The organism is Mesorhizobium sp. LHD-90, assembly GCF_030929505.1.
In the GTDB taxonomy this organism is placed as follows: Bacteria; Pseudomonadota; Alphaproteobacteria; order Rhizobiales; family Rhizobiaceae; genus Kumtagia.
In genome coordinates this window covers 248,882-272,598 of record NZ_JAVFVV010000007.1, presented here as the reverse complement: position 1 = coordinate 272,598, position 23,717 = coordinate 248,882, and the positions used below count along the sequence as shown (strand labels likewise).

General features: G+C 66.2%; 22 protein-coding genes. 9 read left to right on the top strand and 13 right to left on the bottom strand.

All coding sequences use genetic code 11. The features are described 5' to 3' along the window. The first annotated feature begins 104 nt into the window (after positions 1–104). The 8 genes from RB623_RS12375 to RB623_RS12340 all read left to right on the top strand — a co-directional run bounded on the left by RB623_RS12375 (position 105) and on the right by RB623_RS12340 (position 7,741). Positions 105–932, top strand: a complete 828-nt coding sequence (locus RB623_RS12375; protein ID WP_308057124.1) for an alpha/beta hydrolase — start codon at positions 105–107, stop codon at positions 930–932. Between the two features lie 307 nt (positions 933–1,239). Continuing rightward, positions 1,240–2,007: an SDR family oxidoreductase gene (locus tag RB623_RS12370; protein ID WP_308057123.1), complete on the top strand. Its 768-nt coding sequence runs from the start codon at positions 1,240–1,242 to the stop codon at positions 2,005–2,007. Between the two features lie 9 nt (positions 2,008–2,016). Continuing rightward, positions 2,017–3,243: an acyl-CoA dehydrogenase family protein gene (locus RB623_RS12365; RefSeq protein ID WP_308057122.1), complete on the top strand. Its 1,227-nt coding sequence runs from the start codon at positions 2,017–2,019 to the stop codon at positions 3,241–3,243. 50 nt (positions 3,244–3,293) lie between these two features. Further along, positions 3,294–3,509, top strand: a complete 216-nt coding sequence (locus RB623_RS12360) for an AraC family transcriptional regulator (RefSeq protein WP_308057121.1) — start codon at positions 3,294–3,296, stop codon at positions 3,507–3,509. A 188-nt stretch (positions 3,510–3,697) separates the two neighbouring features. Beyond that, entirely contained in the window at positions 3,698–4,483 is a 786-nt protein-coding gene (locus tag RB623_RS12355; protein ID WP_308057120.1) for an FCD domain-containing protein, read from the top strand. A 29-nt stretch (positions 4,484–4,512) separates the two neighbouring features. Then, the gene (locus RB623_RS12350; RefSeq protein WP_308057119.1) at positions 4,513–5,514 is read left to right on the top strand and encodes an aminoglycoside phosphotransferase family protein; all 1,002 of its coding nucleotides are present in this window, start codon (positions 4,513–4,515) and stop codon (positions 5,512–5,514) included. After that, entirely contained in the window at positions 5,511–6,800 is a 1,290-nt protein-coding gene (gene eno, locus RB623_RS12345) for a phosphopyruvate hydratase (protein ID WP_308057118.1), read from the top strand. The genes RB623_RS12350 and eno overlap by 4 nt, the downstream gene beginning before the upstream one ends. Beyond that, entirely contained in the window at positions 6,797–7,741 is a 945-nt protein-coding gene (locus RB623_RS12340) for an NAD(P)-dependent oxidoreductase (RefSeq protein ID WP_308057117.1), read from the top strand. Before eno ends, RB623_RS12340 begins: the two co-directional genes overlap by 4 nt. Before the next feature lie 22 nt (positions 7,742–7,763). On the opposite strand, the gene RB623_RS12335 is transcribed toward RB623_RS12340, so the two are convergent. The 13 genes from RB623_RS12335 to RB623_RS12275 form a co-directional block, all read right to left on the bottom strand. Next, on the bottom strand, positions 7,764–8,708 hold the full coding sequence (locus tag RB623_RS12335) for a TIM barrel protein (RefSeq protein WP_308057116.1): 945 nt from the start codon (positions 8,706–8,708) through the stop codon (positions 7,764–7,766). A 6-nt stretch (positions 8,709–8,714) separates the two neighbouring features. Then, positions 8,715–9,575: a TIGR01459 family HAD-type hydrolase gene (locus RB623_RS12330; protein WP_308057115.1), complete on the bottom strand. Its 861-nt coding sequence runs from the start codon at positions 9,573–9,575 to the stop codon at positions 8,715–8,717. Then, positions 9,572–10,855 carry an FGGY-family carbohydrate kinase gene (locus RB623_RS12325; protein WP_308057114.1) on the bottom strand — a complete coding sequence of 428 codons (1,284 nt, stop codon included), beginning with the start codon at positions 10,853–10,855 and terminating at the stop codon, positions 9,572–9,574. The genes RB623_RS12330 and RB623_RS12325 overlap by 4 nt, the downstream gene beginning before the upstream one ends. Next, the gene (locus RB623_RS12320; RefSeq protein ID WP_308057162.1) at positions 10,852–11,916 is read right to left on the bottom strand and encodes a class II aldolase/adducin family protein; all 1,065 of its coding nucleotides are present in this window, start codon (positions 11,914–11,916) and stop codon (positions 10,852–10,854) included. The genes RB623_RS12325 and RB623_RS12320 overlap by 4 nt, the downstream gene beginning before the upstream one ends. Then, positions 11,916–13,430 (bottom strand): glycerol-3-phosphate dehydrogenase, encoded by a 1,515-nt coding sequence (locus tag RB623_RS12315; RefSeq protein WP_308057113.1) that lies wholly within the window; start codon positions 13,428–13,430, stop codon positions 11,916–11,918. The genes RB623_RS12320 and RB623_RS12315 overlap by 1 nt, the downstream gene beginning before the upstream one ends. Before the next feature lie 29 nt (positions 13,431–13,459). Further along, on the bottom strand, positions 13,460–14,500 hold the full coding sequence (locus RB623_RS12310) for a 2-hydroxyacid dehydrogenase (RefSeq protein ID WP_308057112.1): 1,041 nt from the start codon (positions 14,498–14,500) through the stop codon (positions 13,460–13,462). Between the two features lies 1 nt (position 14,501). Further along, positions 14,502–16,058 (bottom strand): FGGY-family carbohydrate kinase, encoded by a 1,557-nt coding sequence (locus RB623_RS12305; RefSeq protein WP_308057111.1) that lies wholly within the window; start codon positions 16,056–16,058, stop codon positions 14,502–14,504. Continuing rightward, a complete protein-coding gene (locus RB623_RS12300; RefSeq protein WP_308057110.1) occupies positions 16,055–17,176 on the bottom strand; it encodes an ABC transporter ATP-binding protein in 1,122 nt (373 codons plus the stop codon). Before RB623_RS12300 ends, RB623_RS12305 begins: the two co-directional genes overlap by 4 nt. Then, positions 17,173–18,291: an ABC transporter ATP-binding protein gene (locus RB623_RS12295; protein ID WP_308057109.1), complete on the bottom strand. Its 1,119-nt coding sequence runs from the start codon at positions 18,289–18,291 to the stop codon at positions 17,173–17,175. The genes RB623_RS12300 and RB623_RS12295 overlap by 4 nt, the downstream gene beginning before the upstream one ends. Positions 18,292–18,294: 3 nt before the next feature. Then, positions 18,295–19,152 carry a carbohydrate ABC transporter permease gene (locus tag RB623_RS12290; protein ID WP_308057108.1) on the bottom strand — a complete coding sequence of 286 codons (858 nt, stop codon included), beginning with the start codon at positions 19,150–19,152 and terminating at the stop codon, positions 18,295–18,297. Positions 19,153–19,163: 11 nt separating this feature from the next. Next, the gene (locus tag RB623_RS12285) at positions 19,164–20,087 is read right to left on the bottom strand and encodes a sugar ABC transporter permease (protein ID WP_308057107.1); all 924 of its coding nucleotides are present in this window, start codon (positions 20,085–20,087) and stop codon (positions 19,164–19,166) included. Positions 20,088–20,302: 215 nt separating this feature from the next. Beyond that, on the bottom strand, positions 20,303–21,748 hold the full coding sequence (locus RB623_RS12280) for an extracellular solute-binding protein (RefSeq protein WP_308057106.1): 1,446 nt from the start codon (positions 21,746–21,748) through the stop codon (positions 20,303–20,305). 43 nt (positions 21,749–21,791) lie between these two features. Beyond that, positions 21,792–22,763, bottom strand: a complete 972-nt coding sequence (locus RB623_RS12275; RefSeq protein WP_308057105.1) for a sugar-binding transcriptional regulator — start codon at positions 22,761–22,763, stop codon at positions 21,792–21,794. Positions 22,764–22,954: 191 nt separating this feature from the next. Between RB623_RS12275 and RB623_RS12270 the strand changes: the two genes are divergently transcribed. After that, positions 22,955–23,632, top strand: a complete 678-nt coding sequence (locus tag RB623_RS12270) for an isochorismatase family cysteine hydrolase (protein ID WP_308057104.1) — start codon at positions 22,955–22,957, stop codon at positions 23,630–23,632. Positions 23,633–23,717 lie beyond the last annotated feature (85 nt).

Here is a 23,717-nt window from a genome sequence, read left to right as displayed (position 1 = left end):
AGATATTTTCATACCTCGACACGCATTTTTGCCTAATTGGCGCACGCGGATCGGGGTGTGATTGAATTATGTGCAATTGCCTGAGAACAGGGTTGGAGGCCGGGGTGGCGACGAAAAAATCCAGGATCGAAACGAGCCACGGCACGCTGGCGGTGCGCGAGACCGACGGCACAGGGATGCCGGTGCTGATGATCCACGGCAATTCGTCGTCGTCGGAAGTGTTCCGCAACCAGTTCGACGGCCAGATCGGCCAAGATTTTCACCTGATCGCTATCGACCTGCCGGGGCATGGCGAGTCGGACAATGCGATCGACCTCGACCGCACCTACAACATGCCGGGCTACGCCGCCGCTTTCACCGAGGCGATGCTGAAGCTGGGGCACGAGCGCGCGGCGATCTTCGGCTGGTCGCTGGGTGGCCATATCGGGCTGGAGATGATCGGCCTCTACAAGGGCATGCTCGGCCTGATGATCACCGGCACGCCGCCGGTCTCGGCAGCAGACCTCGGCAACGGTTTTTTGCCGAGCCCGCATATGGGGCTGGCCGGCAAGGAGCATTTTACGCCGGAGGACATCGATGCCTACGCCCGCAACACCTGCGGCGAGCCCTTCGACCAGTTGCTCCACGACGCGGTGAAGCGCACCGACGGCCGCGCGCGAAAGCTGATGCTGGGCAAGTTTGCGGAAGGCGTCGGCCGCGACCAGAGCCGGATCATTTTGGGCGACACGCCGCCGATCGCCGTGCTCAACGGCACCGACGAGCCTTTCGTGAACGTGGAGTTCGTCGACACCATCCCCTTCTCCAACCTGTGGGAGGGCAAGAAACATGTGATCTCGAAGTCGGGCCACGCACCGTTCTGGGATTCGCCGGACCGGTTCGACTCGATCTTCGACCGGTTTCTGAAGAGCCTGGCGCCTTCCTGGAAGGCGTGATCCGGCACGGCGGTCGGTGGAGACCGTGCGTAGGGATCTCTCGGCGGACGCTCGGCCGCGGCCTGACGACGGACCGGGACGCGGTCCGTCAGGGTCACGATCCAAGAGCTCGTCCGGTTCGAGGTTGTCCCGGACGCAAGCATCGTATTAGCTGAGGATCCGGTAGTTACGCGTTCGGTTCTGCCAGCCGTCACGGCCGGCGCGGGCGAAGGCGTTCGCGCCCGGCGCAGACATTCCGTCACGAGGTTCAGGGAGGCCGCATGACACGCTACGCCTTTGCGCAATCGGAACTGCCAGGGCGGCCAACATGAGCGGGCAGGACGTGTTCGCAACCTGGCGGCTCGACGGCCGCACCGCGCTGGTGACAGGCGCATCGAGCGGTCTCGGCCGGCATTTTGCCGGGCTGCTGGCGCGGGCGGGGGCGTCGGTCGTGCTGGCCGCCCGCCGCACCGACCGGCTGGAGGCGTTGCGCGCCGAGATCACCGCGGCCGGCGGCCAGGCAAGCGCGATCGCGCTCGACGTGACCGATGCTGGATCGATCGCCTCCGCGTTCGACGATGTCGTTCCCGACATCCTCGTCAACAATGCCGGCATCGCGCATGCAGGCAAGGCGATGGACATGGCGGCCGAGGATTGGGAAGCCGTCATCGACACCAATCTGACGGGCGCCTTCCTTGTGGCGCAGGCGGCGGCGAGAAAGATGGCCGGGAGGGGCCGCGGCGGATCGATCGTCAACATCGCCTCGATCACCGGTTTCCGCGTCGCCAACCAGCTTGCCGCCTATGCGGCGTCCAAGGCCGGCCTCGTGCACCTCACCAAGGCGCTGGCGCTCGAATGGGCGCGGCACGGGATCAGGGTCAATGCGCTCTGTCCCGGCTACATCGTCACCGAGATCAACCGGGATTTCTTTACGACCGAGGTCGGCGAGGCGCTGGTGCGCCGTATACCGCAGCGGCGCATCGGCCTGGAGCAGGATCTCGACGGCGCGCTATTGCTGCTCGCCTCGGACGCGGGCGCCTACATCACCGGTGCCGCGCTGGCGGTCGACGGCGGCCACCTCGTGTCCAGCCTGTAGGAATTTTCGATGGATTTTCGCATCTCCCCGGACATCGAGGATTTCCGCGTCCGCATCGCGAAAATGGTCGAGGAAAAAATCCTGCCGCTGGAAGCCGATCCGGCCTCCTATGACGGGCACGGCAATATCCGCCTCGGCCTGCTCGACGAATTGCGCGCCGAGGCGCGAGCGCGCGGCCTCTGGTGCCTGCAATTGAAGAAAGAGACCGGCGGCGCCGGTCTCGGCAAGGTCGGCATGGCAGTCTGCTACGAGGCGATGAACCGCTCGATCTTCGGGCCGGCTGTGTTCAACTCGGCGGCGCCCGACGACGGCAACATGATGGTGCTGGAACAGCTCGGCACGCCGGCCCAGCGCGAGCGCTGGCTCAAGCCCATCGTGGAGGGCAAGGTGAGATCCGCCTTCGCCATGACGGAGCCGCATCCCGGCGGCGGCTCCGATCCGTCGATGATCCGGACCCGGGCGGAGAAGAAAGGCAAAAGCTATCTGATCACCGGCCGCAAATGGTTCATCACCGGCGCGGAGGAGGCGAGCCATTTCATCCTCATGGCGCGAACCTCGGACGATCCGCGCAATGGCCTGACCGCCTTCCTCTATCACCGGGACCAGCCCGGATGGCGGATCGTGCGGCGCATCGGCATCATGGGGCCGGAGGAGCATGGCGGCCATTGCGAACTCGAGTTCGACGGGCTGGAAGTGCCGGAAGAGAACATTCTGGGCGGCGTCGGTCGCGGGCTGAAGGTCACGCAGACAAGGCTGGGCCCGGCGCGGCTGACGCATTGCATGCGCTGGCTGGGGTTATCGAAACGCGCCGTCGAGATTGCCCAGGACTATGCGGCGCGGCGCGAGGGGTTCGGCCAGCGGCTGGCCGACCGCGAATCGATCCAGTTGATGCTGGGCGGACTGGCCATGAAGATCGAGATCGGCCGGCTGCTGGTGATGAAGGCGGCGTGGGAACTCGACCGCGGCGGCTTCGCGCGCAAGGAAGTGTCCATGGCGAAGATCCACGTCGCCAATCTGCTGCACGAGGCGGCAGACATCGCGATCCAGATCAACGGCGCGCGCGGCTATTCGACCGACACGGTGCTCGAATGGATCTACCGCTACGCCCGCCAGGCGCGGCTGGTCGACGGCGCCGACGAAGTGCACCGCATGGTGCTCAACCGCATCCTGACCGAAGAAGGTTTTGGCTTCTGGATCTGGCCGGTAGACGGCGAGGAGAAACCGCCGTCGGTTTGACCGGTTTTCCCGGCGGCCGAGCGGGCCCGCGGCGGTGGCGGCGCATCGTCATGGAACTCCGCCTCAACCTGGCGGTGTCCATGCTGTCGGACCCGCGCCACGACCTCGCCGAGATCGCCAAGCGGAGCGGCTTCCATGATATATCCTATTTCAACCGCTGTTTCCGGGCGCAATTCGGCATGACGCCGCGCGAGATGCGGTCCGGCAGCCGCGTGATCCCGCCACAGCTTCTCACCCGCCAGAACTTCTCGCCCGGCGGCATATAAAGCGGCGCAGAAGGCTCGTATATATGCCAGCGCTAATGCAAGGCAGTAATGCCCTGCCCAGGGTCTTTGAAAACCCCGCGTTCCACGGACGACAACGTATGTTGTCTTTTCCGGTGTTTTGCTTACGATACGATCATTATAATTCTTCTTCACGTTGCGACGATTCTCAAGAAGCGCATGGACCGGGGGTGTGCCATTCCTTCGACCGGCGGCAGGTTGGCGACCGGGGCCGCGGCGTGATGGTCGGCATTTCCCCTACTGGCGGATTCGGCCGCGAGCCTTTCCATCCCATCCCCAGCACGAGGGCGCACGAACAGGTAGTCGAGCAGATCGCCTTCGCCATCCTGTCCGGCGCCTACAACCCAGGCGAGCGGCTGCCCAACATCGAGGCGCTGGCCCGGCTGATGCGCGTCAGCAAGCCGGTGGTCGGGGCGGCGCTGAAGGTGCTGGCCGGCGCCTCGGTGGTGCGCGCCATACGCGGCGTCGGCGGCGGCCTTGTGGTGGAGACGAACGAAGTTCCGGAGCATATACTGGCGATGAGCGGCCCGCTGGGACATGTCGATCTCGCCGGCATCGTGGAGGCGCGGCGGCCAGTTGAGATGCAGATCGCACAACTGGCGGCGCGGCGGGCAAGACCGGAGGATTTCGCGGCGATGGAGGAGGCGATAGAGCGGCTGCGCGACCATCGCGAGGGCGAGCTTTCGATGATGATCCGCCTCGACCACCAATTCCACTACATCATGGGCCGGGCCGCGCGCAGCAGCGCGCTCGCGCTTTACCAGCATCAGGTTCTGGAGCACCTGTTCGTGCGCATGCGCGGCTATTTCTCCAACCCACGCGCGGCCGGCGCGATCGTCAGGGTGCACGAGGACACGCTGGCGGCGCTGCGCAGCAGGGATCCAACCGAGATCACGCGTGCGATGGATCAGCACATGCGTCCGCTCGAGGAGATGGTGCGGTCAATCGCCAGATGAGCATGGGGGATCGTGACGGAACCGCGCCCATGGTCGGCGTGGAAGACGACGTGTTGACCGGCCTCGCAGGGCTCGGCCTGCTCGGGCGCGACGAGCGCCCCGAACTGGAGCCGCTCGGCGGCGGCGTGTCATCGGAAATCTGGAAGGTTTCGACCGCCAATGGCGATCTCTGCGTCAAGCGGGCGCTGGCGCGGCTGAAAGTGGCGGCGGTCTGGGAAGCACCGCTGGAGCGCAGCCACTACGAGGCGGAATGGATGCGGGTGGCCAGCGCGATCTGCCCCGAGAACGTGCCCGAACTGATCGCCGAGGATGTCGATCGCCACCTCGTGGTCATGCGGTTCCTGCCGCCGTCGCAATACGGGCTGTGGAAGACGATGCTGCGCGACGGCCATACCGATCCGATCTTCGCCGCGGAGGTCGGGCGCGTGCTGGCGGCGATCCATGCGGCGACCGCCGACGATCCGGGGATCGCGGAGCGTTTCGCCACGGATGCGGCGTTTCACGCCATCCGGCTGGAACCTTATCTCGAAGCCACCGCCAACAAGCACGCCGATGTCGCCGATCGGCTGTTCGCGCTCTCGGCCACGACGGCCGCGACGCGACGCTGCCTGGTGCATGGCGACGTCAGTCCGAAAAACATGCTGGCCGGACCGAAAGGACCGGTCATCCTCGACGCCGAATGCGCCTGGTTCGGCGATCCGGCCTTCGATCTCGGCTTTGTGCTCAATCACCTGTTGCTGAAATGCGTGTGGACGCCGGCGGCCGGCCAAAAGTTCCTTGCCTGCTTCGCCGCACTGTCGGAAGCCTATCTCGCCGGCGTCGCATGGGAGCCCGCCGCCGCGCTGGAAGCGCGCGTCGCGGCCCTGCTGCCCGGCCTGATGCTGGCGCGTATCGACGGCAAGTCGCCGGTGGAATACATCACCGCCGAGACCGACAGGAACAGGGTGCGCCGCTTCGCCATTCCCCTCCTGAAGCAGCCGGTCGAGCGGGTGGCCGACATCGCCGCGCGCTGGCACAAGGAGATCGCATGAAGACTGCCATCGAGAGGGCCGCCGCGCGCAGGGTCTGGGATTCGCGCGGCCGCCCGACCATCGAGGTCGAGATCGCGCTGGCCAACGGCGCGCGCGGCCGCGCCATCGCGCCGGCGGGCGCCTCCACCGGCAGCGGCGAGGCGGTCGACCTGCGCGACGGCGGCGCCGCGCTCGGCGGCATGGACGTCAGGAAGGCGATGGCGGGTTTTTCGGCCGAGATCGCGCCGGCGCTGGCGGGTCTTGACGCGTCGGACCAGAAGGCAATCGACCGCAGGCTGATCGAACTCGACGGCACGCCCAACAAGGGCCGGCTCGGCGGCAACGCGCTGATCGCCACCTCCATGGCCGTCGCCCATGCGGCGGCGGCCGGCGGCGGCCTGCCGCTCTGGCAATATCTGGCCGGCGGCCGCGCGCCTGGCCGAGTTCCGCTGCCCGAAATCCAGATTTTTGGCGGCGGCGCGCATGCCGGTCGCAGGATCGACATCCAGGATCTGATGGTGGTCGCCGTCGGCGCCGAGGATTTCGCCACGGCGCTCGACTGGACGGCGGAGGTCTATCGCGCCGCCGGAAAGCTGCTGGCGGAACAGGGCAAGCTGGCCGGCGTCGCCGACGAGGGCGGGTTCTGGCCGGTGTTCTCGTCCAATGAGGAGGCGCTGTCGACGCTGCTCGGCGCCATCGAGCGCGCCGGCTTCCGCCCCGGCGAGGACATGGCCATCTCGCTCGACATCGCCGCCAGCGAGTTCGGCAAGAACGGCCGCTACCGACTGGACCGCGAGGACCGGACGCTCTCGCGCGACGAGATGGTCGACATGCTGCTCGGCTGGTGCAAACGTTATCCGGTGGTATCGATCGAGGACCCGCTGGCCGAGGACGACGAGGAAGGGCTGATCGCCTTCACCAGGGCGGCGGGCGCGACCATGCAGATCATCGGCGACGATTTTCTGGTGACCAATGCCGCGCGGGTGCGCCATGCGGCCACTGTCGGCGCCTGCAACGCGGTGCTCATCAAGCCGAATCAGGCCGGCACGCTGACCGAAACGAAGGCCGCCCTCGATGCGGCGCGCGAGGCAGGCTATTCGGCAGTGGTGTCGGCCCGCTCCGGCGAAACCGAGGACGTCACCGTCGTGCATCTCGCCGTCGGCTGGGGTGTGCCGCAACTGAAGGTCGGCTCGTTCACCCGCTCCGAACGGATGGCGAAGTGGAACGAGGGCCTGCGGCTGTCGGAGGTACTGCCGACCGGCGGCGCGCTGCCGTCGCGCTCCTCGCTGCCCTGGGGCCGGCCATGAACGTCCTGTTCCGCTTCGACGGCGCACCCTGGCTGGCGGAGCGGGTTGCCGCGCTTCAATCCGAGGGGCTTTCGGTAACGCTGTGCAGCGAGCAGGAGGACAGCGCCTATCTCGCGGCCCTCACGCAAGCCGACGTGCTCTGGCACGTCCTGCGGCCCATAACGGACGACGCGATCGGCCGCGCGCCAAAGCTGAAGCTGATCCAGAAGATCGGCGTCGGGGTGAACACCATCGACCTTGACGCCGCGAAAAAACGCGGCATCGCGGTCTGCAACATGCCGGGCACCAACAGCCGGGCGGTGGCGGAACTGACGCTGCTGCTGATGCTCGCCTGTTTGAGGCGCACCGTCGGCTTCGACGCGGCGACACGTGCGGGCGAGGGCTGGTCGTGGCCGCTGGAATGGCAAGGCGGGCTGGGCGAGATCGGCGGCCGCACCGTCGGGCTGGTCGGTTTCGGCGCCGTTCCGCGCCTGCTCGCGCCGATCCTCACCGCCATGGGCGCGGAAGTCATCTACACCGGCCGGCGAAGTTATGCCGACGTGCACCTGCCCTTCGTGACTAAGGAGGAACTGCTCGCCCGCGCCGACATCTTGTCCCTGCACGTGCCGCTCGGCGAGGACACGCTTGGCTGGCTCGACGCGGGGGCGATCGCCGCGATGAAGCCGGGCGCCATTGTCGTCAACGTGGCACGCGGCGCGCAGGTCGACGAAGCCGCACTTGTCGCGGCGCTTTCTAGCGGCCACGTCGCGGCCGCCGGCCTCGACGTTTTCGCGGCCGAGCCGCCCGGCGCCGACAATCCGCTGTTTGCGCTGCCGAGCGTCGTGGTCTCGCCGCACATCGCCTGGCTGACGCGCGAGACGATCGAGCGCAGCCTCGCGGTCGCGGCGGAAAACTGCTGCCGGCTGGCGACGGGCGAACCGCTGCTGCATCGCATGGCGTGAGGCCACCGGTCGCGGAGCAAACTCAAGCCTGCCTCGCCGTCAGTCCTTCCCGCCCGGCATCGACATAAGGCGCCCAGTAGTCGACCGATTCGCGGATCGCCTCGACCACCAGCCGGTCGGTCGGCTCACGCTCGCGGAACGACAGTTCGAGGCAGATCTCGTTGTCGCTGCCGCCGCCCCGGCGGATCGTTTCCAGCAGCTTTTCCGGGACGATGCGGCCGTTCTCATTGTAGGCGGCGGTGAAGGGCCAGTGGCCGCCCTTGTTCATCGACGACTGCTTTATGTGGACGATCGGCGATTGCGCGGCGAAGGTTTCCGCCCATGCGTAGGGGTCGGTGTCGGTGGGATCGCTTGAGCTGACATCGCCATGGTCGATGTCGATCATCATCTTCAGCGGGATCGCGAAGCCTGCCGTGTCGATCTCGTCCTGCAGAGCCTGGCAGTGCTTCAGCGTATGGCCGAACTCGCGCGCCACCGACATCGGCTCCCAGATCAGCCAGGTCAGGCCGGCGGCCTTCGCATGCTCCGCCACCTCGCCCCAGCAGTCGATGGCAATTCTTCTCAGATCCGCCTGCCGGACCGGATCGTCAAAATCGCGAAAAGTGAAGATCGCGAACTGGCTGCCGACGCTTTGCGCTCCGAGTTCGGCCCAGACATCGGAAAAGACCTTGAACCACTCGATGTAGTAGCGGCGCACGTCGGCGTCGGGATGGCCAAAATGGTTGAGCCGCCCATATGGCCCGGTCATGCCGGAGGTGACGCGCACGCCGGTGCGATCGAGCGCCTTGCGGAACAGTTTTGTGTGCTTGGCGATGGTGGCGGCGGGCCAGCCGGGATTGACGAATTCATGGGTCAGTTGCACGTCGCGGATGCCGATGCGGTAGGCGAGCGTGTCGACGAGATCGTCGGGATCGGCGAAGCGGTTCACCAGCGGATTGGTGTTGAGCGAGAGCGTGAAGCCGGCCATCGTTCCTCACCCGTCCGCAAACGCAAATCGCGTCACCACATGGTCGGGCCGCGCGCCATACCGCCGATAGAGCGCTTCCAACCCCGCCTGGTCGAGATCGGCCAATATGCCCGAGCGCACCAGCACCGAGGCGATGCCGGCATTTTTGGCGCCGACGACGTCGTGCTCTATGCTGTCGCCAATGCCGACCACACGCGAGCGGTCGGTGACGCCGACGATCGCCAGCGTCGCTTCGTAGATTTCCGGATAGGGCTTTCCGATCCATTCGACCGTGCCGCCGAGTTCGGCATAAAGCTCGGCGATCCGGCCGGCGCCAAAAGTCGGCCCGGTCGCGGTCAGCATGATCTTGTCCGGATTGGTGCAGACCAGCGGCGCGCCGGCGCGTGCCGCCGGTTCAAGCAGTCGGCGGTAGTGGTCCAGCGCAAAACGGTCGCCTTCGCTGCCGCCCAGCAGTACGATTTCCGCCTCCGCGCCGTCCTCGACCAGACGCAGGTCCAGTTCCTCGACCGCGCTGCGATCGTTTTCGCGCGACAGCAGCAGGCATTTCGTGCCGCGCCTCAGTCCGGGTTCGGCGGTTTCGCCGGCAAATTTTCGCCAGGCCACCTCGCCCGAGCTGACGAAAAAGTCCCAGGAGCCCGGCCGGAACCCCAACCGCAGCAGCCGTTCCTCGTTGGGGCGGGCGCGCCGGCCGGAATTCGACAGCAGCACGACGGTCTTGCCGGCAGCCTTCAGCCGCGCCAGCGCTTCGACCGCGCCTGGATAGGCCCGGTGCCCATCATGCAGCACGCCGAACTGGTCGACGAAAAACACGTCGTAGCGCCCGACCAGCGAGGAAAGATCGGCCGCCTCGATGCTGTGCACGGTCATCGCGACAGCGCTCCCGCTTCGAGGGCGCCCCGCAAAGCCAGCCGCGCCGCGCCGACCGCCGCCTCTTCCGACAGTGCAGGCAGGAACGGCACGCCGAGCTTTCGCCGCCGTATCTCGGCCCAGGCCGGATTGGCCGCGCCGCCGCCGACGCTGCGCAGCGTCTTCAGTCTCGGCCCGCCAAGCTCGGCCATCCTTTCGTAACCCAGCGCCTCGATCGCCGCGATGCCCTCGAAGATACCATGCAGGAACCTTGCGTCGTCGTCAGGACGCGGTTCTAGGCGCGGCGCGAGGTCGGGATCCGCGACCGGAAATCGCTCGCCCGTGCCGACCAGCGGATAGTAGTCGAGGCCGCTCGATCTTTCCGGATCGATCCTATTCGACAGTCCGGCGATGCGACCGTCCGGGAAAAAATGCGCCAGCACCTTTCCGCCGGTATTCGATGCGCCTCCAGCGAGCCACCGGTCGCCGATGCGGTGGCTGTAAATGCCGAATCGCGGCGCGAAGATCGGCTCGTCCGAAAGCACCTTTACCGTCAGCGAGGTGCCAAGCACGGTCACGCCATCGCCGATATTTTCCGCGCCAGTGGCGAGGAAGGAGGCGCAGCCGTCTGTGGTGCCGGCAACCACCAGCGTCTGCGGCGACAGGCCGTGCCGATGGGCATGCTCGGAGACGGCATGGCCGACGGGCGTGCCCGGCGCGACGACCTTTGGCAGCAGCGAGACATCCGCGCCGGTCGCGGCGATCCAGTCCGGCCAGTGGCGCGCGACCGGGTCGTATCCGGTCTTCAATGCGTTGTTCTCGTCGCTCACCTCGAAGCGGCCGGAAAACATCCCGGCGATCCAGTCCGCCTGGTGGATCACCTTCCACGGCGACAGTTCTCCCCGGAACATCATCGCCTTGGCGAGGCCGGAGGTTGGCCCGTGCGCGGCCGTTTCCGCCGGCGCGACCCGGGCGATCGCTGCAAGAATGTCTGCATCGGCGACCGGATCGGAATACATCAGTGCATCCGCAAGCGGCAGGCCGAGACGGTCGATCGGCAGCATCGTCCCCGACGTGCCGTCCGCGGCTAGGGCTGCCACGCGCTTCGGATCGATTTCGGCGAACAAGCCGTCCAGCGCCGTGTCGAGCGTGCGCAGCCAAGTGCCGGGCTCGCGAAAATTGGCGCCATGGTCCGCCATCTTCGCCGACGCCTGCGCCAGCACGGCGCCGGATGCACGCAGCGCCACGGCGCGTGCGCCGGACGTGCCGATATCGATGCCGACGACGAGTTTTTCCGTCATTGCAGCCTGGCGCTCATGCGGCGGGTCAGTTCCTGCCGGTACTTTTCGGCGTCCCAGTTGATCAACTGATGCGCGTCCTGCGCTGTGAGGTAGCGGACCTCGCCGTCGACTCGCGCCGTCACGTCGGCGAGGCAGCGCGCCAGCGCCTCGGCGCCGGCATTGGCGTCGCGGCGCAGCAGCACGCCTTTTCCGGGAAACAGGATTTCGACCGGCGCGTCGCGGCCTTCCGCCATTGCCCGTTCAGCCGCCGACGCAGCGGTGTCCGCCGGGCCGGCGATGACGGACCCTTCGCCGAGAAAAATGACGTGGTCGGGATAAAGCGTGCCGGCCGCGGCGATACGGCAGCTTTGGAGATCGGTCGCGACGGCGTGGGCTTCCGGTTTGGCCGGCAGGCGATAGTCGCTGCCCGCCGCCAGCCGGACCAACGCATCCGTGTCGGGCTCCGGCGCCGCTCGCGGCGTTCGCGCCAGCAGCCCGCAGACGCGGCCGAGCAGCGTCTCGGCCTGCGCGACCGTGTCGGCCGCCACCACCAGCCCATGATTGCCGAGCACCAATATGTCGGTCGCGGCACTGCGCCGTTCGGCGATGGCGCGCGCCAGCGGCAGGCCCGGCCGGCAATAGGGCACGAAGGCCCAGTCCAGCCCCTTCAACCGCTCACCGATGAGCGCCTCGGCATTGGCCTGCGCCGCCAGCGAGATGGTCTCGACGCAATGCACATGCACCACGACACGCTGCGGCATCAGTGCATGCACCGTCGTCTCGATCGACGGCCTCAGCCCGCCCGGATTGAGCTCGGCGACGACAAAAGCCTCCGCCTTTTCCGCCGCCGGGTCGACGTCCGCCACCGCGCGCAACAGCGGCGGCAGGCGCACGGGCACAAAAATCTCGTCGCGCCCGGCATTCATCAACCAGGTGCCTGAGGCCTTGATCCAGAGCACGTCGTCCTGCTTCACGGAGGTGTTGCCGCCGGCCGCCTGCACCAGCAGCGGATCCGCGCCCACCCGCGTCGACAGGTTTCTCAGCGCCTCGAATTCCGCCGAGCGATCGTCCGTTCCTGCCATCATCCCGCCTTCTTGAGCCGCCCCGCGCACCAGTCGGCGAATGCCGCCCTTTCGGCGGGCGTCAGATGCAGCCCGTGCTTGGTACGCCGTTCCAGTATGTCTTCCGGCGTTTCCACCCATTCGGTGTCGAACAGGAAGACCGCCTCGCTTTCGTAAAAATCCGACCCGAACCGCCGGCCGAGATCGGCGAGCGACCGGGCGCCGCCGACAAGCTCTTGCGCCCGCGTGCCGTAGAGCCGGGCATAGTGTTTGAGCAGCGAGGCCGGCATCCACGGCCATTCGGTGGCGAGCGCACCGAGAAAGCGCTCGAAATCGGCGTCGGCCAAGTCGCCGCCCGGAAGATGCGCCGCCGCGGTCCAGTTGCCGCGCATCGCCGGGAAGAACGGCTTCAGCTTCTCCAACGCGTGTTCAGATAACTTTCGGAAAGTGGTGATCTTGCCGCCGAACACCGACAGCAGCGGCGCCTCGCCGGTGCGCGCATCCAGCTCGAAAATGTAGTCGCGCGTCACCGCGCTCGGATTGTCGGCGTTGTCGTCATAGAGCGGTCGCACGCCGGAAAAACTATGGACCACGTCGCGGCGCGAAAGCTTGCGCTTGAAATAACGGTTCACCACCTTGATCAGGTAGTCGATCTCGTTCTCCTCGGCCGCCACGTCCTCCGGCCGTCCGGAATAGGGAATGTCGGTCGTGCCGATCAGCGCCAGGTCGTTCTCGTAGGGATTGATGAAGATCACGCGCTTGTCGGTGTTCTGCACCAGATAGGCCTGCCGGCCCTCCCAGAACTTTTGCACCACGATGTGGCTGCCCTTGACCAGGCGGACGTTGCGGGTGGCGTTGAGCCCGGCCACGCGGCCGACCACGTCGTTCACCCATGGTCCGGCGGCATTGACCAGCGCCTTGGCGCGAAATGTGCGCTTGAGGCCGGTGCGGCCGTCCTGCGTCTCGATCACCCAAAGGCCTTTTTCGCGCCGCGCCGACACGCAGGCCGTGCGCGTCAGCACGCGGGCCCCGCGCGTCGCGGCGTCGAGCGCGTTGAGCAGCACCAGGCGGGCGTCGTCCACCCAGCAGTCGGAATATTCGAACCCCTTTGTGAAGGCCGGCTCGATCGGCGCGCCCTCCGGTGCGGTGCGCAGGTTCAGCGTGCGGGTGCCGGGCAGCCGCTTGCGGCCGCCGAGATGGTCGTAGAGGAACAGCCCGAGCCGCACTAGCCAGGCCGGCCGGTCGTCCGGGCTGTGGGGCAGCACGAAACGCATCGGCCAGATGATGTGCGGCGCCGAGGCCAAAAGCACCTCGCGCTCGATGAGGGCCTCGCGCACCAGCCGGAATTCATGATATTCGAGATAGCGCAGGCCGCCATGCACCAGTTTTCCCGACCGCGAGCTGGTGCCTTGCGCCAGATCGTCCTTTTCGCAAAGCACCACCGACAGGCCCCGCCCCGCCGCGTCCCGAGCAATGCCCGCGCCGTTGACGCCGCCGCCGATGACGAACAGGTCGACGGACTCTTGCTCAGCCATCGAGTGAAATCCCAGTCACGGTCCTACGCTCAACACGGATTGACCGGCGGCTGGCCCGCCAGGTAGCGCCGCACCTCCTCGGCCGCCTTTTCCGCCGCGTAGGTGACGGTGCGCACCGAAGCCCCCGCGATATGCGGGGTCAGCGTGACGTTCGGCAGCTTCAGCAGCGGCCAGTCGGCCGGCACCGGCTCGACGGCAAAGGTTTCCAGCATGGCGCTGGCGATCGGTCCGTCGACCAGCGCCTCATAAAGCGCGTCGTAGTCGACCAGCGGGCCGCGCGCGGTGTTAACGAAGATCACGCCCGGCTTCATTTGCGCGATCGTGTCGCGGTTGATCATGTGCTTCGTCTCCTCCGTCACCCGCGGGTGCATTGTCACCACGTCGGAGTGCACCAGAAGGGTTTCGAGGGGGACCAGCTCCACGCCGGCGTTGCGGTCCTCGGCGCTGAGCTGCACATAGGGGTCGGCCACCAGAACCTTGCTGCCGAAGGCGCGCAGCAGTTTTACAACCTTGGTGCCGATGTTGCCGTAGCCGACGACGCCGACCGTCATCTCGTTGAGTTCCCGTCCGGTGCGGTCGGCGCGGTAGAGGTCGCCGCGCCATTCGCCGGCGCGCATCGATTCGTGGCCGACGCGGATCAGTCGCGTCTCGGTCAGGATCGCGCCAAGGGCGAATTCCGCCACGGCGCTGGCGTTGCGGCCCGGCACGTTGACTACTTTGATACCGTTGCGCCGGGCCGCCGCCATATCGATGTTGACCGGCCCGCCGCGCGACACTGCCACCAGCTTCAAATCGGGCAGCCGCTTCATCATGCCGTCCGACAGCGGCGCGAGTTGCGTGACGAGAATCTCGGCGTCACCGATGAAGCCGACCACCTCGTCCGGGTCGCCATAATATTCCTTCAGCCCGTCGAGGCCGTTGACCGCATAGCCATGCTCCATCGGCTCGTCCGGCCAGGGCTGCTCCAGCATGCGGATATCCAGCTCCTTGCCGCAAGCCTTCTCGATCTCGCTGCGGAACACCTCCGGCAGCATGAAGCGGTCCCCGATGATGGCGATCTTTCGTGTCATGTCAGTCTTTCCGCGACCCCGCCATTGTGCGCCACACCGGCCGCAGCGCTGCCCATGCCTGCGCGTAGGCGGGATAGGTTCTGTCGTAGATGTCTGCAAGCGCGGCGTCCGGCGTTTCCGCGGGACCGAGCAGCGGTAAGACCCATTCAGCCACGCAGTCGTCCATCGAGCCATACTGGCCGATCGAGACGGCGGCGATCATCGCCGCCCCCGCCGCGCCGGCTTCCTCGCGTTTGGAGGTGCGTATTTTCGCACCCAGCGCCGCGCCGAGAATTTTTCGCAGCGCGTTGCTGCGCGCCGCGCCGCCGGTCAGCCGCACTTCGCCGGGCAGGTCGCCCATCACCGCGTAGCAGTCGCGCGCGGCGAAGGCGAGGCCCTCGAACACCGCGCGGACCAGATCGCCGTAGCCGTGGCGGCTGGAAATGCCGACGAAGCCGGCGCGGGCATGCGCATCGACGAAAGGGCCGCGTTCACCCGCCTCCGAGACATAGGGCTGGTAGAGCAGCGAGGCCGGTCCGGAGGTGGCGATCCACTCGTCGATCAGCGGGATCATTTCGGCCGAGGTGCGCGTGATGCCTTGCGAGGCCAGGATGCCGGCAGCCAGCCCGAGCACCCAGTCGATGTTGAGCGTCGCAGCCATGTTCGACTGCATCTGCGTGTAGACGCCCGGCGCCGGCATGCACATGGTGTAGCCGGTGCGGCTGTCGTTGAGCAGCACGTCGTCGGCGCCGATGGCGAGCCGCATGTGCATGCCGGTCGAGCCGATGATCGAGCAGCCCGGCCGCGCCTCGGGATCGTAGAGCCCGGCGCCGAGCGCCGTGCAGGCGACGTCGACGTAACCCAGCACCACCGGCGTCCCGGCCATCAGGCCGGTCATGCCGGCTGCCGCGGGAGACAGTTTTGCTGCCCGCGCCGCGCCGTCGACGATCGGCGGCAGCAAGCGTTTTAAATGCTTCAGCCCGAGAATCTCGATCACCGCGTCCGAATAGGTTCGCGTGGAAAAGTCGCCGAAGGTGAAGCAGCCCTCGGACGGGTCGGTGGCGCGCTCACCGGTCAGTCGGAAATAAAGCCAGTCCTTGCAGTGGAAGCCGGTCGCCGCCCGCTTCAGCCGCTCCGGCGTGGTGCGTTCGATCAGCCTGAGCTGCGGCCCCTGCTGGCAGGCGGCGAGCCCTGAGCCGGTCTTCTCGAAGCGCAGCCGATCCTCGGGGCGGGCGCGAACATCCTCGACGATTGCGGCAGCACGCGCGTCGAGCCACAGCCAGCCCTTTCCGACCGGCTCGCCGTCGCGGTCGATCAGCCAGGTGCCGTCGCCCTGCCCGGTCACGGCAATCGCCGCCACGCGTTTCGCCAGCTCCGGCACCTTGTCGGCGAGCTGGCGCAGCGTCGTCGCGGTGTCGGCCCAGGTGCGGGCGAGGTCCTGCTCGGCGCCGCCGCCGGGGATCGTCTCGTAGCGGTTCGGCAGCGCCGTGAAGGCGATCTGCCGCCCGGCGAGGTCGAAGGCCACCGACTTGATGACCGACGTACCCGCGTCTATGCCGATCAGGATGTCCCTGGTCATGCGAGTTCCGGACCGTGCGAGATCGCCGCGCCGGACCCGGCGTCGAAGACGTGCAGGTTCTGCGGGTCGATGCGGATGCCGATGGTCTCGCCGCGCTCCAGCCGCGTGCGGTCGTGCTCGACCAGCACCAGCGAACCGCCGGCGAAATCCGCCGCGATATGCGTCTGGTCTCCCAGCCACTGGTTAGCCGACACGGTCGCCGGCACGCCGTCCTTCGCGCGGCGCACCGCATAGGGCCGGATGCCGATCACGACGCGTTGACGCTTGAGCAGTGCGTCGCGGACGCCTTGCGCGAAATTGCCCTGCTCGTAGTCGAGCGCCAGCCCGTCCGGCAGTTTCAGCTTGATGCGGTCAGCCTCGCCGGAGACGAAGGCCTCGAACACATTCATCGGCGGCTCGCCGACGAAGGTGCCGGTGAACAGATTGGCCGGACGTTCCTTGATTTTTTGCGGCGTGTCGAACTGCTGCAGCACGCCGCCCTCCATCACCGCGATGCGGTCGGCCAGCGCGTTGGCCTCGGTCTGGTCGTGGGTGACCAGGATGGCGGTCAGCCCGCGTTCCTTGATGAAATGTTTGATGCGCCCGCGAAGGACGGCGCGCAGTTGCGGCTCGAGCTGCCCCATCGGTTCGTCAAGCAGATGCAGATTGGCATCGCGGATCAGAGCGCGGCCGAGACTGGCGCGCTGCTGCTGGCCGCCGGATATGGAACTCGGATAGCGCTCCAGAATATCCTCGATCTCCAGCAGCTTTGCTATCTCGGCGACTTTCTGGTCGACTGTCGCCTTGGGCAGCCGCGCCGCCTTCAATGCGAAGGCGATGTTTTCGCGAACCGTCAGCGGCGGATAGAGCGAGTAGCCCTCGAAAGCCATGGCGACATTGCGTTTCACCGGCGGCAGCATGTGCGCCGGCTTGCCGGCGATGGCGATCGTGCCGCGCGACACCTCCTCGAAGCCGGCGACCATGCGCAACGTCGAGGTTTTTCCGCAGCCCGATGAGCCGAGCAAGGCGACAATCTCGCCCTTGGCGATCTGCATCGACAGGTCTTTCACCGCATGCACGCCGTGGTTCACGGGACCGTAGAACTTGTCGACGTTTTCGATCGCAAGCACAGTGGTCATGCCGCAGCTCCGCTCTTCAGCGCCACCACCTTGCTCGCGCCGATGCGCGCGCCGCTCGCGCGGTCGAACAGCAAGGCGCTCTTCGGGTTGACGGCGATATGCGCATTGCCCGCAACGGGTCCGGGCGTTCCGGCCGGCCTTGAGACGAGGATTTCGCGGCCGCGCACGGTGCGCACCAGCGTCACCGTCTTCTCGTTGAGCGGCGTCTCCGCCTCAACCGTTACGGGGATCGCCGCCGGCGCATCGGCGCGCACGAAGGTCAGCGCCTCGGGCCTCAGCCCGATCACGCAGTCGCGGCCGATCGCCTGCTCGAACGGTCCGGCAAGGTGTACCTGCACGTTGGAAAGCCCGACATAGACGCCGCGCGCATCCTTCGCCGGTTTTACGTCGAGAAGGTTGATGGTCGGGTCGCCGAACAGCCGCGCGATCTCGATATCGGCCGGATCGAGATAGATCTGCTCGGGCGTGCCCAATTGCCGGATCCGGCCCTGGCTCATCACCGCGATGCGGTCGCCCAGCGCCATCGCCTCCTTATAGTCCTGCGTGACGTAGACAACCGTTGCACCCTGGTCGTCGAGCAGGCGCGGCAGTTCCAGCCGCATCTCGAAGCGCAGTTTCGCGTCGACATTGCGAAGCGGGTCGTCGAGCAGCAGCACCGGCGGCGAGCCGGCCAGCGCGCGGGCCAGCGCGGTCCGCTGCTTCTGGCCATTGGAAAGCGCCCGCGGCCGGTGCGTCAGCACATGGCTGATCTTGAGCAGCTTGGCGACGCTTTCCACGCCCGCCTTGATCGCGCCGGGCGAAGCGCGCTTCGCCTGCAGCGGCGTGGCGATGTTGTCGAAGGCGCTCATATGCGGGAACAGCGCGAAATTCTGGAAGGCCATGCCGATGCCGCGCTCTTCGGCGTCAACGTCGGTCACATCCTCACCGCCGATCAGCACGTTGCCCTCGTCGGGTTCGACGACGCCGGCGATCAGCCGGAGCAGAACGGTCTTGCCGGCGCCGGAGGGACCGAACAGCACGATCGTCTCGCCGTCGCTGACTGACAGCGTCAGGTCGTCGAGGACCGCCCTGCCCTTGTAGCGCTTGGTGACATGTTTGAGTTCGAGAGAGGCCATGTCCTATCCCTTCACCGCGCCGAGCGACAGGCCCTCGACCAGGTAGCGCTGCGCATACAACGCCAGCGCCAGCGTCGGCGTGATCGACAGCACGATCGCGGCGGCGATCTGGCCGTACTGGATGCCGCTCGCCGTGACGAAGGCCAGCGCGCCGACCGTCACCGGCTGCTTGTCGGCAGAAGCCAGCACCAGCGCGAAGACAAAATTGTTCCAGGCGAAGATGAAGGCGAGCAGGCCCGCCGCCGCGATGCCCGGCCCCGCCAGCGGCAGCGCGATCTTTCGGAAGGTCGCGAACCATGAATGGCCGCCGATGCGGTAGGCGTACTCGATGTCGGCGGGAATATCTTCGAAATAGCCGCGTACGATCCAGAGAATCAGCGGCAGGCATATCAACTGGTAGACCCAGATCAGGCCGAAATAAGTATTGGCGAGGCCGAGCTGCTGGAAATAGATGGTGAGCGGCAGCAGCACCAGCAGCGGCGGCGCGAAGCGGAAGGAGAGCAGCGTGAAGGCGATGTCCTCCGAGCCGCGGAACTTGTGGCGGGCGAAGGCATAGGCGGCGGGGACGCCGAGCAGCAGCGACACCGCGACCGACGTCACCGACAGGAACACGGAATTCCAAAGATTGCGCATGAAGGCGATATCGAGCGAACCCGCCGCCGTCTGCAGCTTGCCGGTGATCAGCGCCTGATAATTCTCCAGCGTAGGCGTGAATACCAGCGAGGGCGGAATGCGCAGGATCGTTTCGTTGGTCTGGAACGACATCAGGAAGATCCAGAACAGCGGGAACATGAAGAAGATGACGACCAGCGTCAGTGCTGCACCGCGCAGCACGCGTTCGAGGACGGATGTGTGTTCCATCTTGTCCTCCCTCACGCCTCGCCGCGTGCGCGTTCGCGCAGACGCAGCCAGTTCTTGATGAAGATGTTCGACAGGAAGTAGGTGATCGCCCACAGGATGATCATCAGGGCTGCCGATCGACCGACATTGGTCGATTGGAAGAAGTTCAGATACGCCTCGACCTGGAACACGGTGAGCGTGTCGCCTGGCCCGCCCTGCGTCATGGCGTAGATGATGTCGAACTGCTGGATGGAATCGAGCAGGCGGAACAGCGTGGCGGTCAGGATATAGGGCGTCAGCATCGGCAGGGTGATGCGGAAGAACACGAAGGTGCGTGGCACGCCGTCGAGCGCCGCCGCCTCGAAGGGCTGCGTCGGCAGCGAGCGCAGGCCGGCCAGCAGCAGGATCATGATGAAGGGCGTGTAGACCCAGATGTCGACCAGCACGACGGTGAGCAGCGCGGTCGACGGCGAGGAGGCCCAGCGGAAATCCTCCAGCCCGATCAGGCCGGCGAAATAGGAGAGGATGCCGAAGCCGGGATTGGTCATCAGCTTCCACATCAGTGCCGCCAGCGCCGGCGCCGTCATCAGCGGCATCAAGAGCATGATGGAGATGAAATTGTTCAGCGTGGTGCGCTTCTGTAAGAGCAGCGCGATCGCCAGCCCGAGCAGAAGCTCCAGCACCACGGTGGTGCCCGCATAGACCAGCGACACGCGCAGCGTGTTCCAGAATTTCGGGTCGGAGAAGAAGGCGAGATAGTTGTCGAACCAGATGAACTTGTAGCCCCAGGGCTGACTCAGCCGGTAGCGGTGCAGCGAGTACCAGGCGGCGGTGAGGAACGGGATCAGGATGCCGATGCAGACCAGCAGCGCCGGCAGGCTGAGCACATAGGGCAGCGCCCGCTTGCCGATACGGAAGCGCGAACGGGATCGGCCCTGCGAGACTACGGCGGTCATGCCAGCTCCGTCTTGGTTGAAGTCACCGCGGCCGGCCGACGCAGGGAGTAGCGCCGGCCGGCCGGGCATTGGCGCGGCCGGATTTTTAAGGCCGCGCATGGGAGTTCAATCTCGGTTCGACGCCATGTCCCTGATCCGCCTGCCGGCTCCTTCTCCCCGCGGAACGGGGAGAAGGACGAGGCGGCGACGCTGTCGCCAAGGCGCGTGCCGATGCCTCAGCCGAGCCCGGCTTCCTTCAACTGCCCGTCGATCGACTGGGCGAGCTGGTCTAGGCCCTCGTCTACGGGCACCTCCTTGGCCACCATCTTCTGCAGCGTCGCCGCCCATTCGGTGGTCAGGTCGAAGAACAGCGGCTGCGCGGTGAACTTGATCGAGGCGCCCGGCGCCGAGACGTCGTGCATCTCGACATAACCCGGATAGCTCTTCTTCAGCTTCTCGCGGAACATCTCGTCCTTCCACACCGAGGCGCGGACGGGGTTGACGAAGTCCATCTTGGTGGCGCCGAAGATCGCGTGCTCCGGCCCGGACGCCCATTGCAGGAAGTACCAGGTGGCGTCCTTGTCCTTGGCGAAGTTGGACATGGCCAGCGACCAGATCCAGATGTTCGGGGTCGGCGCCTCGGCGGCCGGATTGGCCTTGAAGGCGGCATAGGCGAGCTTGCCCGCCATCTTGTTGTCGCCGCCGTTCATGAAGTAGCCAAGGATGTCGGCGTCGAAGATCGAGGCGGAAGCGCCAGCGCCGAGATCGGTGCCGACCTGATACCAGGTGTAGGTCGACCAGTCCTTCGGGCCGCTCTCCTGGATCATCTGCACCCATTTGGCATGGAACGCCTTGGATTCGGCCGTGTTCATCGCCGCCGAAAGCTTGCCGTCGGCCGAGACGTTCAGGTCCTTCTGGCCGAAATTGGCATAGGCGGACAGGAAGCCCGGATGGATCGTCGCCCAGGAACGCGAGCCACGCACGCCGATGCCGTAGACGCCACCGCCGACATCCTTGGTAAGCTTCGCCGAATTGGCGACCAGTTCATCCAGGTTCGCGGGAATGCCTACGCCCGCCTTGTCGAACATCTCCTTGTTGTAGGTGAGGTTGTTCTGCTCGTAGCCCCACGGAATGCACCACTGCTTGGCGTCGTCGGAGCCGAGCACGCCGCCGGGCTGGCCGTTCCAGGCGCAGGATTTGCGCACACCTGGCAGCATGTCGTCCCAGGCATAGTTCGGATTGGTCTTGGCCGGGTCCTTGATCCATTCGTTGAGATCGGTGATCCAGCCGGCCGGCCCGTAGGTCCAGGTCATGTAGGCGCCGGTCATGAAGGCATCGTATTCCGACGAGCCCGACGACAGCGCCGCCGTCACCTTGTCGAAATAGACGTCCTCCGGGAAGACGTCATAGGTCACCTCGATGCCGGTCAGATCCTTGAAGGTCTGCAAATTGGCGATCATGGCGTCGGCATAGGGGTGCTTGTTGAGCAGCAGCTTCAGCGACTTGCCCTTGTGCGCCTGCCAGTCGAAGTCGGCGGCGAGCGCCCGCGTCTGGCCGAGATTGAGCAGCGTGCCGGCGGTGCCGGCGGCGAGCCCCATCGCGCCAAGACCCTTGATCAGGCCGCGGCGATCCACCTGTCCGCGCAGGAACGCGCCGATCAGATCTTTCTCTCTCTCGTACATTCCATTCTCCTCCACAGGGTAGTTCGGTTGCGAATTTTGCCGGCTACCCGACCGGCTTTTCCTCCACCAGAGACCGCGCCGTTCGCTCGTCGGTGATCAGGCCGCCGAGATAGCGGCTTTCCAGCACCGACTTGATGGCGCGAGTCTTCACCTTGCCGCCGGCGACGGCGACAATCCTCCTGTTGCGCAAATCCTGCCGGCCGATCGCCAGCACGCGGCCAGACAGCGCGGTCTCGAACGGTTTTCCCTCGTCGTCGAAGAAATGGCCCAAGAGTTCGCCGACGCCGCCGCCGCGCTTGACCTCTTCCATCTCGCCACGCTCGACCATGCCCGTGGCGACCAGCGAGGCCTCGCGCTCGGTGGTGCCGATGCCGGCAAGCAGCAGGTCGGCCGCCCTAGCAAGATCGAACACCTCGCTGACGCCCTTCTGGCCGATCAGCACGGCGCGGTCCTCGGCCGTGTTGGCGAACATCGGTACCGGCATCACATAGGCTTCCGCGCCGGTGCGTTCGGCCAGCCGGTGGATCACGTCATGCGGGTTGGCCGAAAATTTCCGGGTCAGGCCGCCGAGCAGCGAGACGAAGCGGATCGAACCCGCCAGCGTCCTCGGCAGATATTCGACGCAGGCCGCGAGCGTGCGGCCATGGCCGACGCCGATCAGCGCCGGCTCGCCGCGCTCGATCTCGCGCTTCAAAAACTGCGCGCCGGACATGCCGAGCGCCTTCAGCGGCAGAACCTCGTCGTCGAACTCCGGCACGACCTCGCAATAGTCCAGCCCGTAGCGCTTGCAGAGCTCGGTCTCGAACTCGACGCATTCGGACACGTCGCCGTCGATGAAAACCTTCACCAGCCCGTCCTGGTTGGCCCTGGTAATCAGCCGGTGCGCCTTGAGGCTGGTGAGGCCGAGGCGCTTGGCGACCTCCGATTGGGTCAGCCCGCCGGCATAATGCAGCCAGGCGGCGCGCGTCGCCATGCTGCTTTCATCGTCGCGAAGGCCGTTTCCAATCCCTGCCATTCGTCCAGGCTCTGTCGGCGTGGCTTGATAATTTTTTCAAACGTTGCAAAATTTTTCACATGTGTCAACGCGCGATTTGCAGGACCGGCGGGTCCTGATCGCCGGCTAATCAACCAACCGGTTGGAAGACGTTGACTCACCTTGCACGCTGATCCATCGTGCTTCGACCAGCCCTCGAAACCGGATCCGCCATGTCCGCCGCTGCCATATCGAGTGAGTGGAAAGACGCAGCCGACGTGCCTCCGGCCGAGCGGGTTGCGGATGCCGCTCTGCTCATCGTCGACATGCAGAACGATTTCGTGCGCATCGGCGCACCGCTGGAGGTGCCGGATGCGCGCGCGACAATCGAGCCGATCCGTCGGCTGATCGCCGCCTTCCGCGCGCTCGGACGGCCGGTGGTCTACACGCGCTTCTATGCCCGCGACACGCCGGAACTGATGTGGCTCTGGTCGCGTCAATGCCAGGCGGAGGTGAAATGCTGCTGGAAGGGTGTGAAGCGCACCTACGCGGATGCCGATGGCGAACTGGAATGCGGCGATGTCATCGCCGAACTGGCGCCGCAGCCTGGCGAAGCGGTCATCGACAAGTTCGGCTACGGCTCATTTCATGCCACCGACCTCGACGCCCGGCTCAAGGCGCTCGGCGTGCGCTCACTGCTGGTGACTGGCACGGTCGCGCAGATCTGCGTCGAGGAAACCGCACGCGAGGCATTCCATCACGGCTACCGCACGACGCTGATCTCCGACGGCGTCTCCTCCTTCGCGCCCGACCTCCAGGCCGCGACGCTCAGGAATTTCGCGATGAAATTCGGCTGGGTGGCGGATAGTGGGACGGCGCTGGGGTGGTTGAAGACGGCGGGAAAATCCTAGGCCGTTTCACAATGTCGGGTGCGTCCTTCGAGGCTCGCCCGCAAAGGGTCCTTACAAACTTCAAAAGCCTTGCGGGCTCGCACCT

What these genes read in the sequence shown, in the direction of transcription:
- RB623_RS12360 (WP_308057121.1), top strand. Translation starts at nt 3,294, where the DNA reads ATGGAACTCCGCCTCAACCTGGCGGTGTCCATGCTGTCGGACCCGCGC.
- RB623_RS12305 (WP_308057111.1), bottom strand. Translation starts at nt 16,058, where the DNA reads ATGACCAGGGACATCCTGATCGGCATAGACGCGGGTACGTCGGTCATC.
- RB623_RS12340 (WP_308057117.1), top strand. Translation starts at nt 6,797, where the DNA reads ATGAACGTCCTGTTCCGCTTCGACGGCGCACCCTGGCTGGCGGAGCGG.
- RB623_RS12330 (WP_308057115.1), bottom strand. Translation starts at nt 9,575, where the DNA reads ATGACCGTGCACAGCATCGAGGCGGCCGATCTTTCCTCGCTGGTCGGG.
- RB623_RS12280 (WP_308057106.1), bottom strand. Translation starts at nt 21,748, where the DNA reads ATGTACGAGAGAGAGAAAGATCTGATCGGCGCGTTCCTGCGCGGACAG.
- RB623_RS12315 (WP_308057113.1), bottom strand. Translation starts at nt 13,430, where the DNA reads ATGGCTGAGCAAGAGTCCGTCGACCTGTTCGTCATCGGCGGCGGCGTC.
- RB623_RS12295 (WP_308057109.1), bottom strand. Translation starts at nt 18,291, where the DNA reads ATGGCCTCTCTCGAACTCAAACATGTCACCAAGCGCTACAAGGGCAGG.
- RB623_RS12285 (WP_308057107.1), bottom strand. Translation starts at nt 20,087, where the DNA reads ATGACCGCCGTAGTCTCGCAGGGCCGATCCCGTTCGCGCTTCCGTATC.
- RB623_RS12365 (WP_308057122.1), top strand. Translation starts at nt 2,017, where the DNA reads ATGGATTTTCGCATCTCCCCGGACATCGAGGATTTCCGCGTCCGCATC.
- RB623_RS12310 (WP_308057112.1), bottom strand. Translation starts at nt 14,500, where the DNA reads ATGACACGAAAGATCGCCATCATCGGGGACCGCTTCATGCTGCCGGAG.
- eno (WP_308057118.1), top strand. Translation starts at nt 5,511, where the DNA reads ATGAAGACTGCCATCGAGAGGGCCGCCGCGCGCAGGGTCTGGGATTCG.
- RB623_RS12325 (WP_308057114.1), bottom strand. Translation starts at nt 10,855, where the DNA reads ATGACGGAAAAACTCGTCGTCGGCATCGATATCGGCACGTCCGGCGCA.
- RB623_RS12300 (WP_308057110.1), bottom strand. Translation starts at nt 17,176, where the DNA reads ATGACCACTGTGCTTGCGATCGAAAACGTCGACAAGTTCTACGGTCCC.
- RB623_RS12370 (WP_308057123.1), top strand. Translation starts at nt 1,240, where the DNA reads ATGAGCGGGCAGGACGTGTTCGCAACCTGGCGGCTCGACGGCCGCACC.
- RB623_RS12335 (WP_308057116.1), bottom strand. Translation starts at nt 8,708, where the DNA reads ATGGCCGGCTTCACGCTCTCGCTCAACACCAATCCGCTGGTGAACCGC.
- RB623_RS12290 (WP_308057108.1), bottom strand. Translation starts at nt 19,152, where the DNA reads ATGGAACACACATCCGTCCTCGAACGCGTGCTGCGCGGTGCAGCACTG.
- RB623_RS12270 (WP_308057104.1), top strand. Translation starts at nt 22,955, where the DNA reads ATGTCCGCCGCTGCCATATCGAGTGAGTGGAAAGACGCAGCCGACGTG.
- RB623_RS12350 (WP_308057119.1), top strand. Translation starts at nt 4,513, where the DNA reads ATGGTCGGCGTGGAAGACGACGTGTTGACCGGCCTCGCAGGGCTCGGC.
- RB623_RS12320 (WP_308057162.1), bottom strand. Translation starts at nt 11,916, where the DNA reads ATGGCAGGAACGGACGATCGCTCGGCGGAATTCGAGGCGCTGAGAAAC.
- RB623_RS12275 (WP_308057105.1), bottom strand. Translation starts at nt 22,763, where the DNA reads ATGGCAGGGATTGGAAACGGCCTTCGCGACGATGAAAGCAGCATGGCG.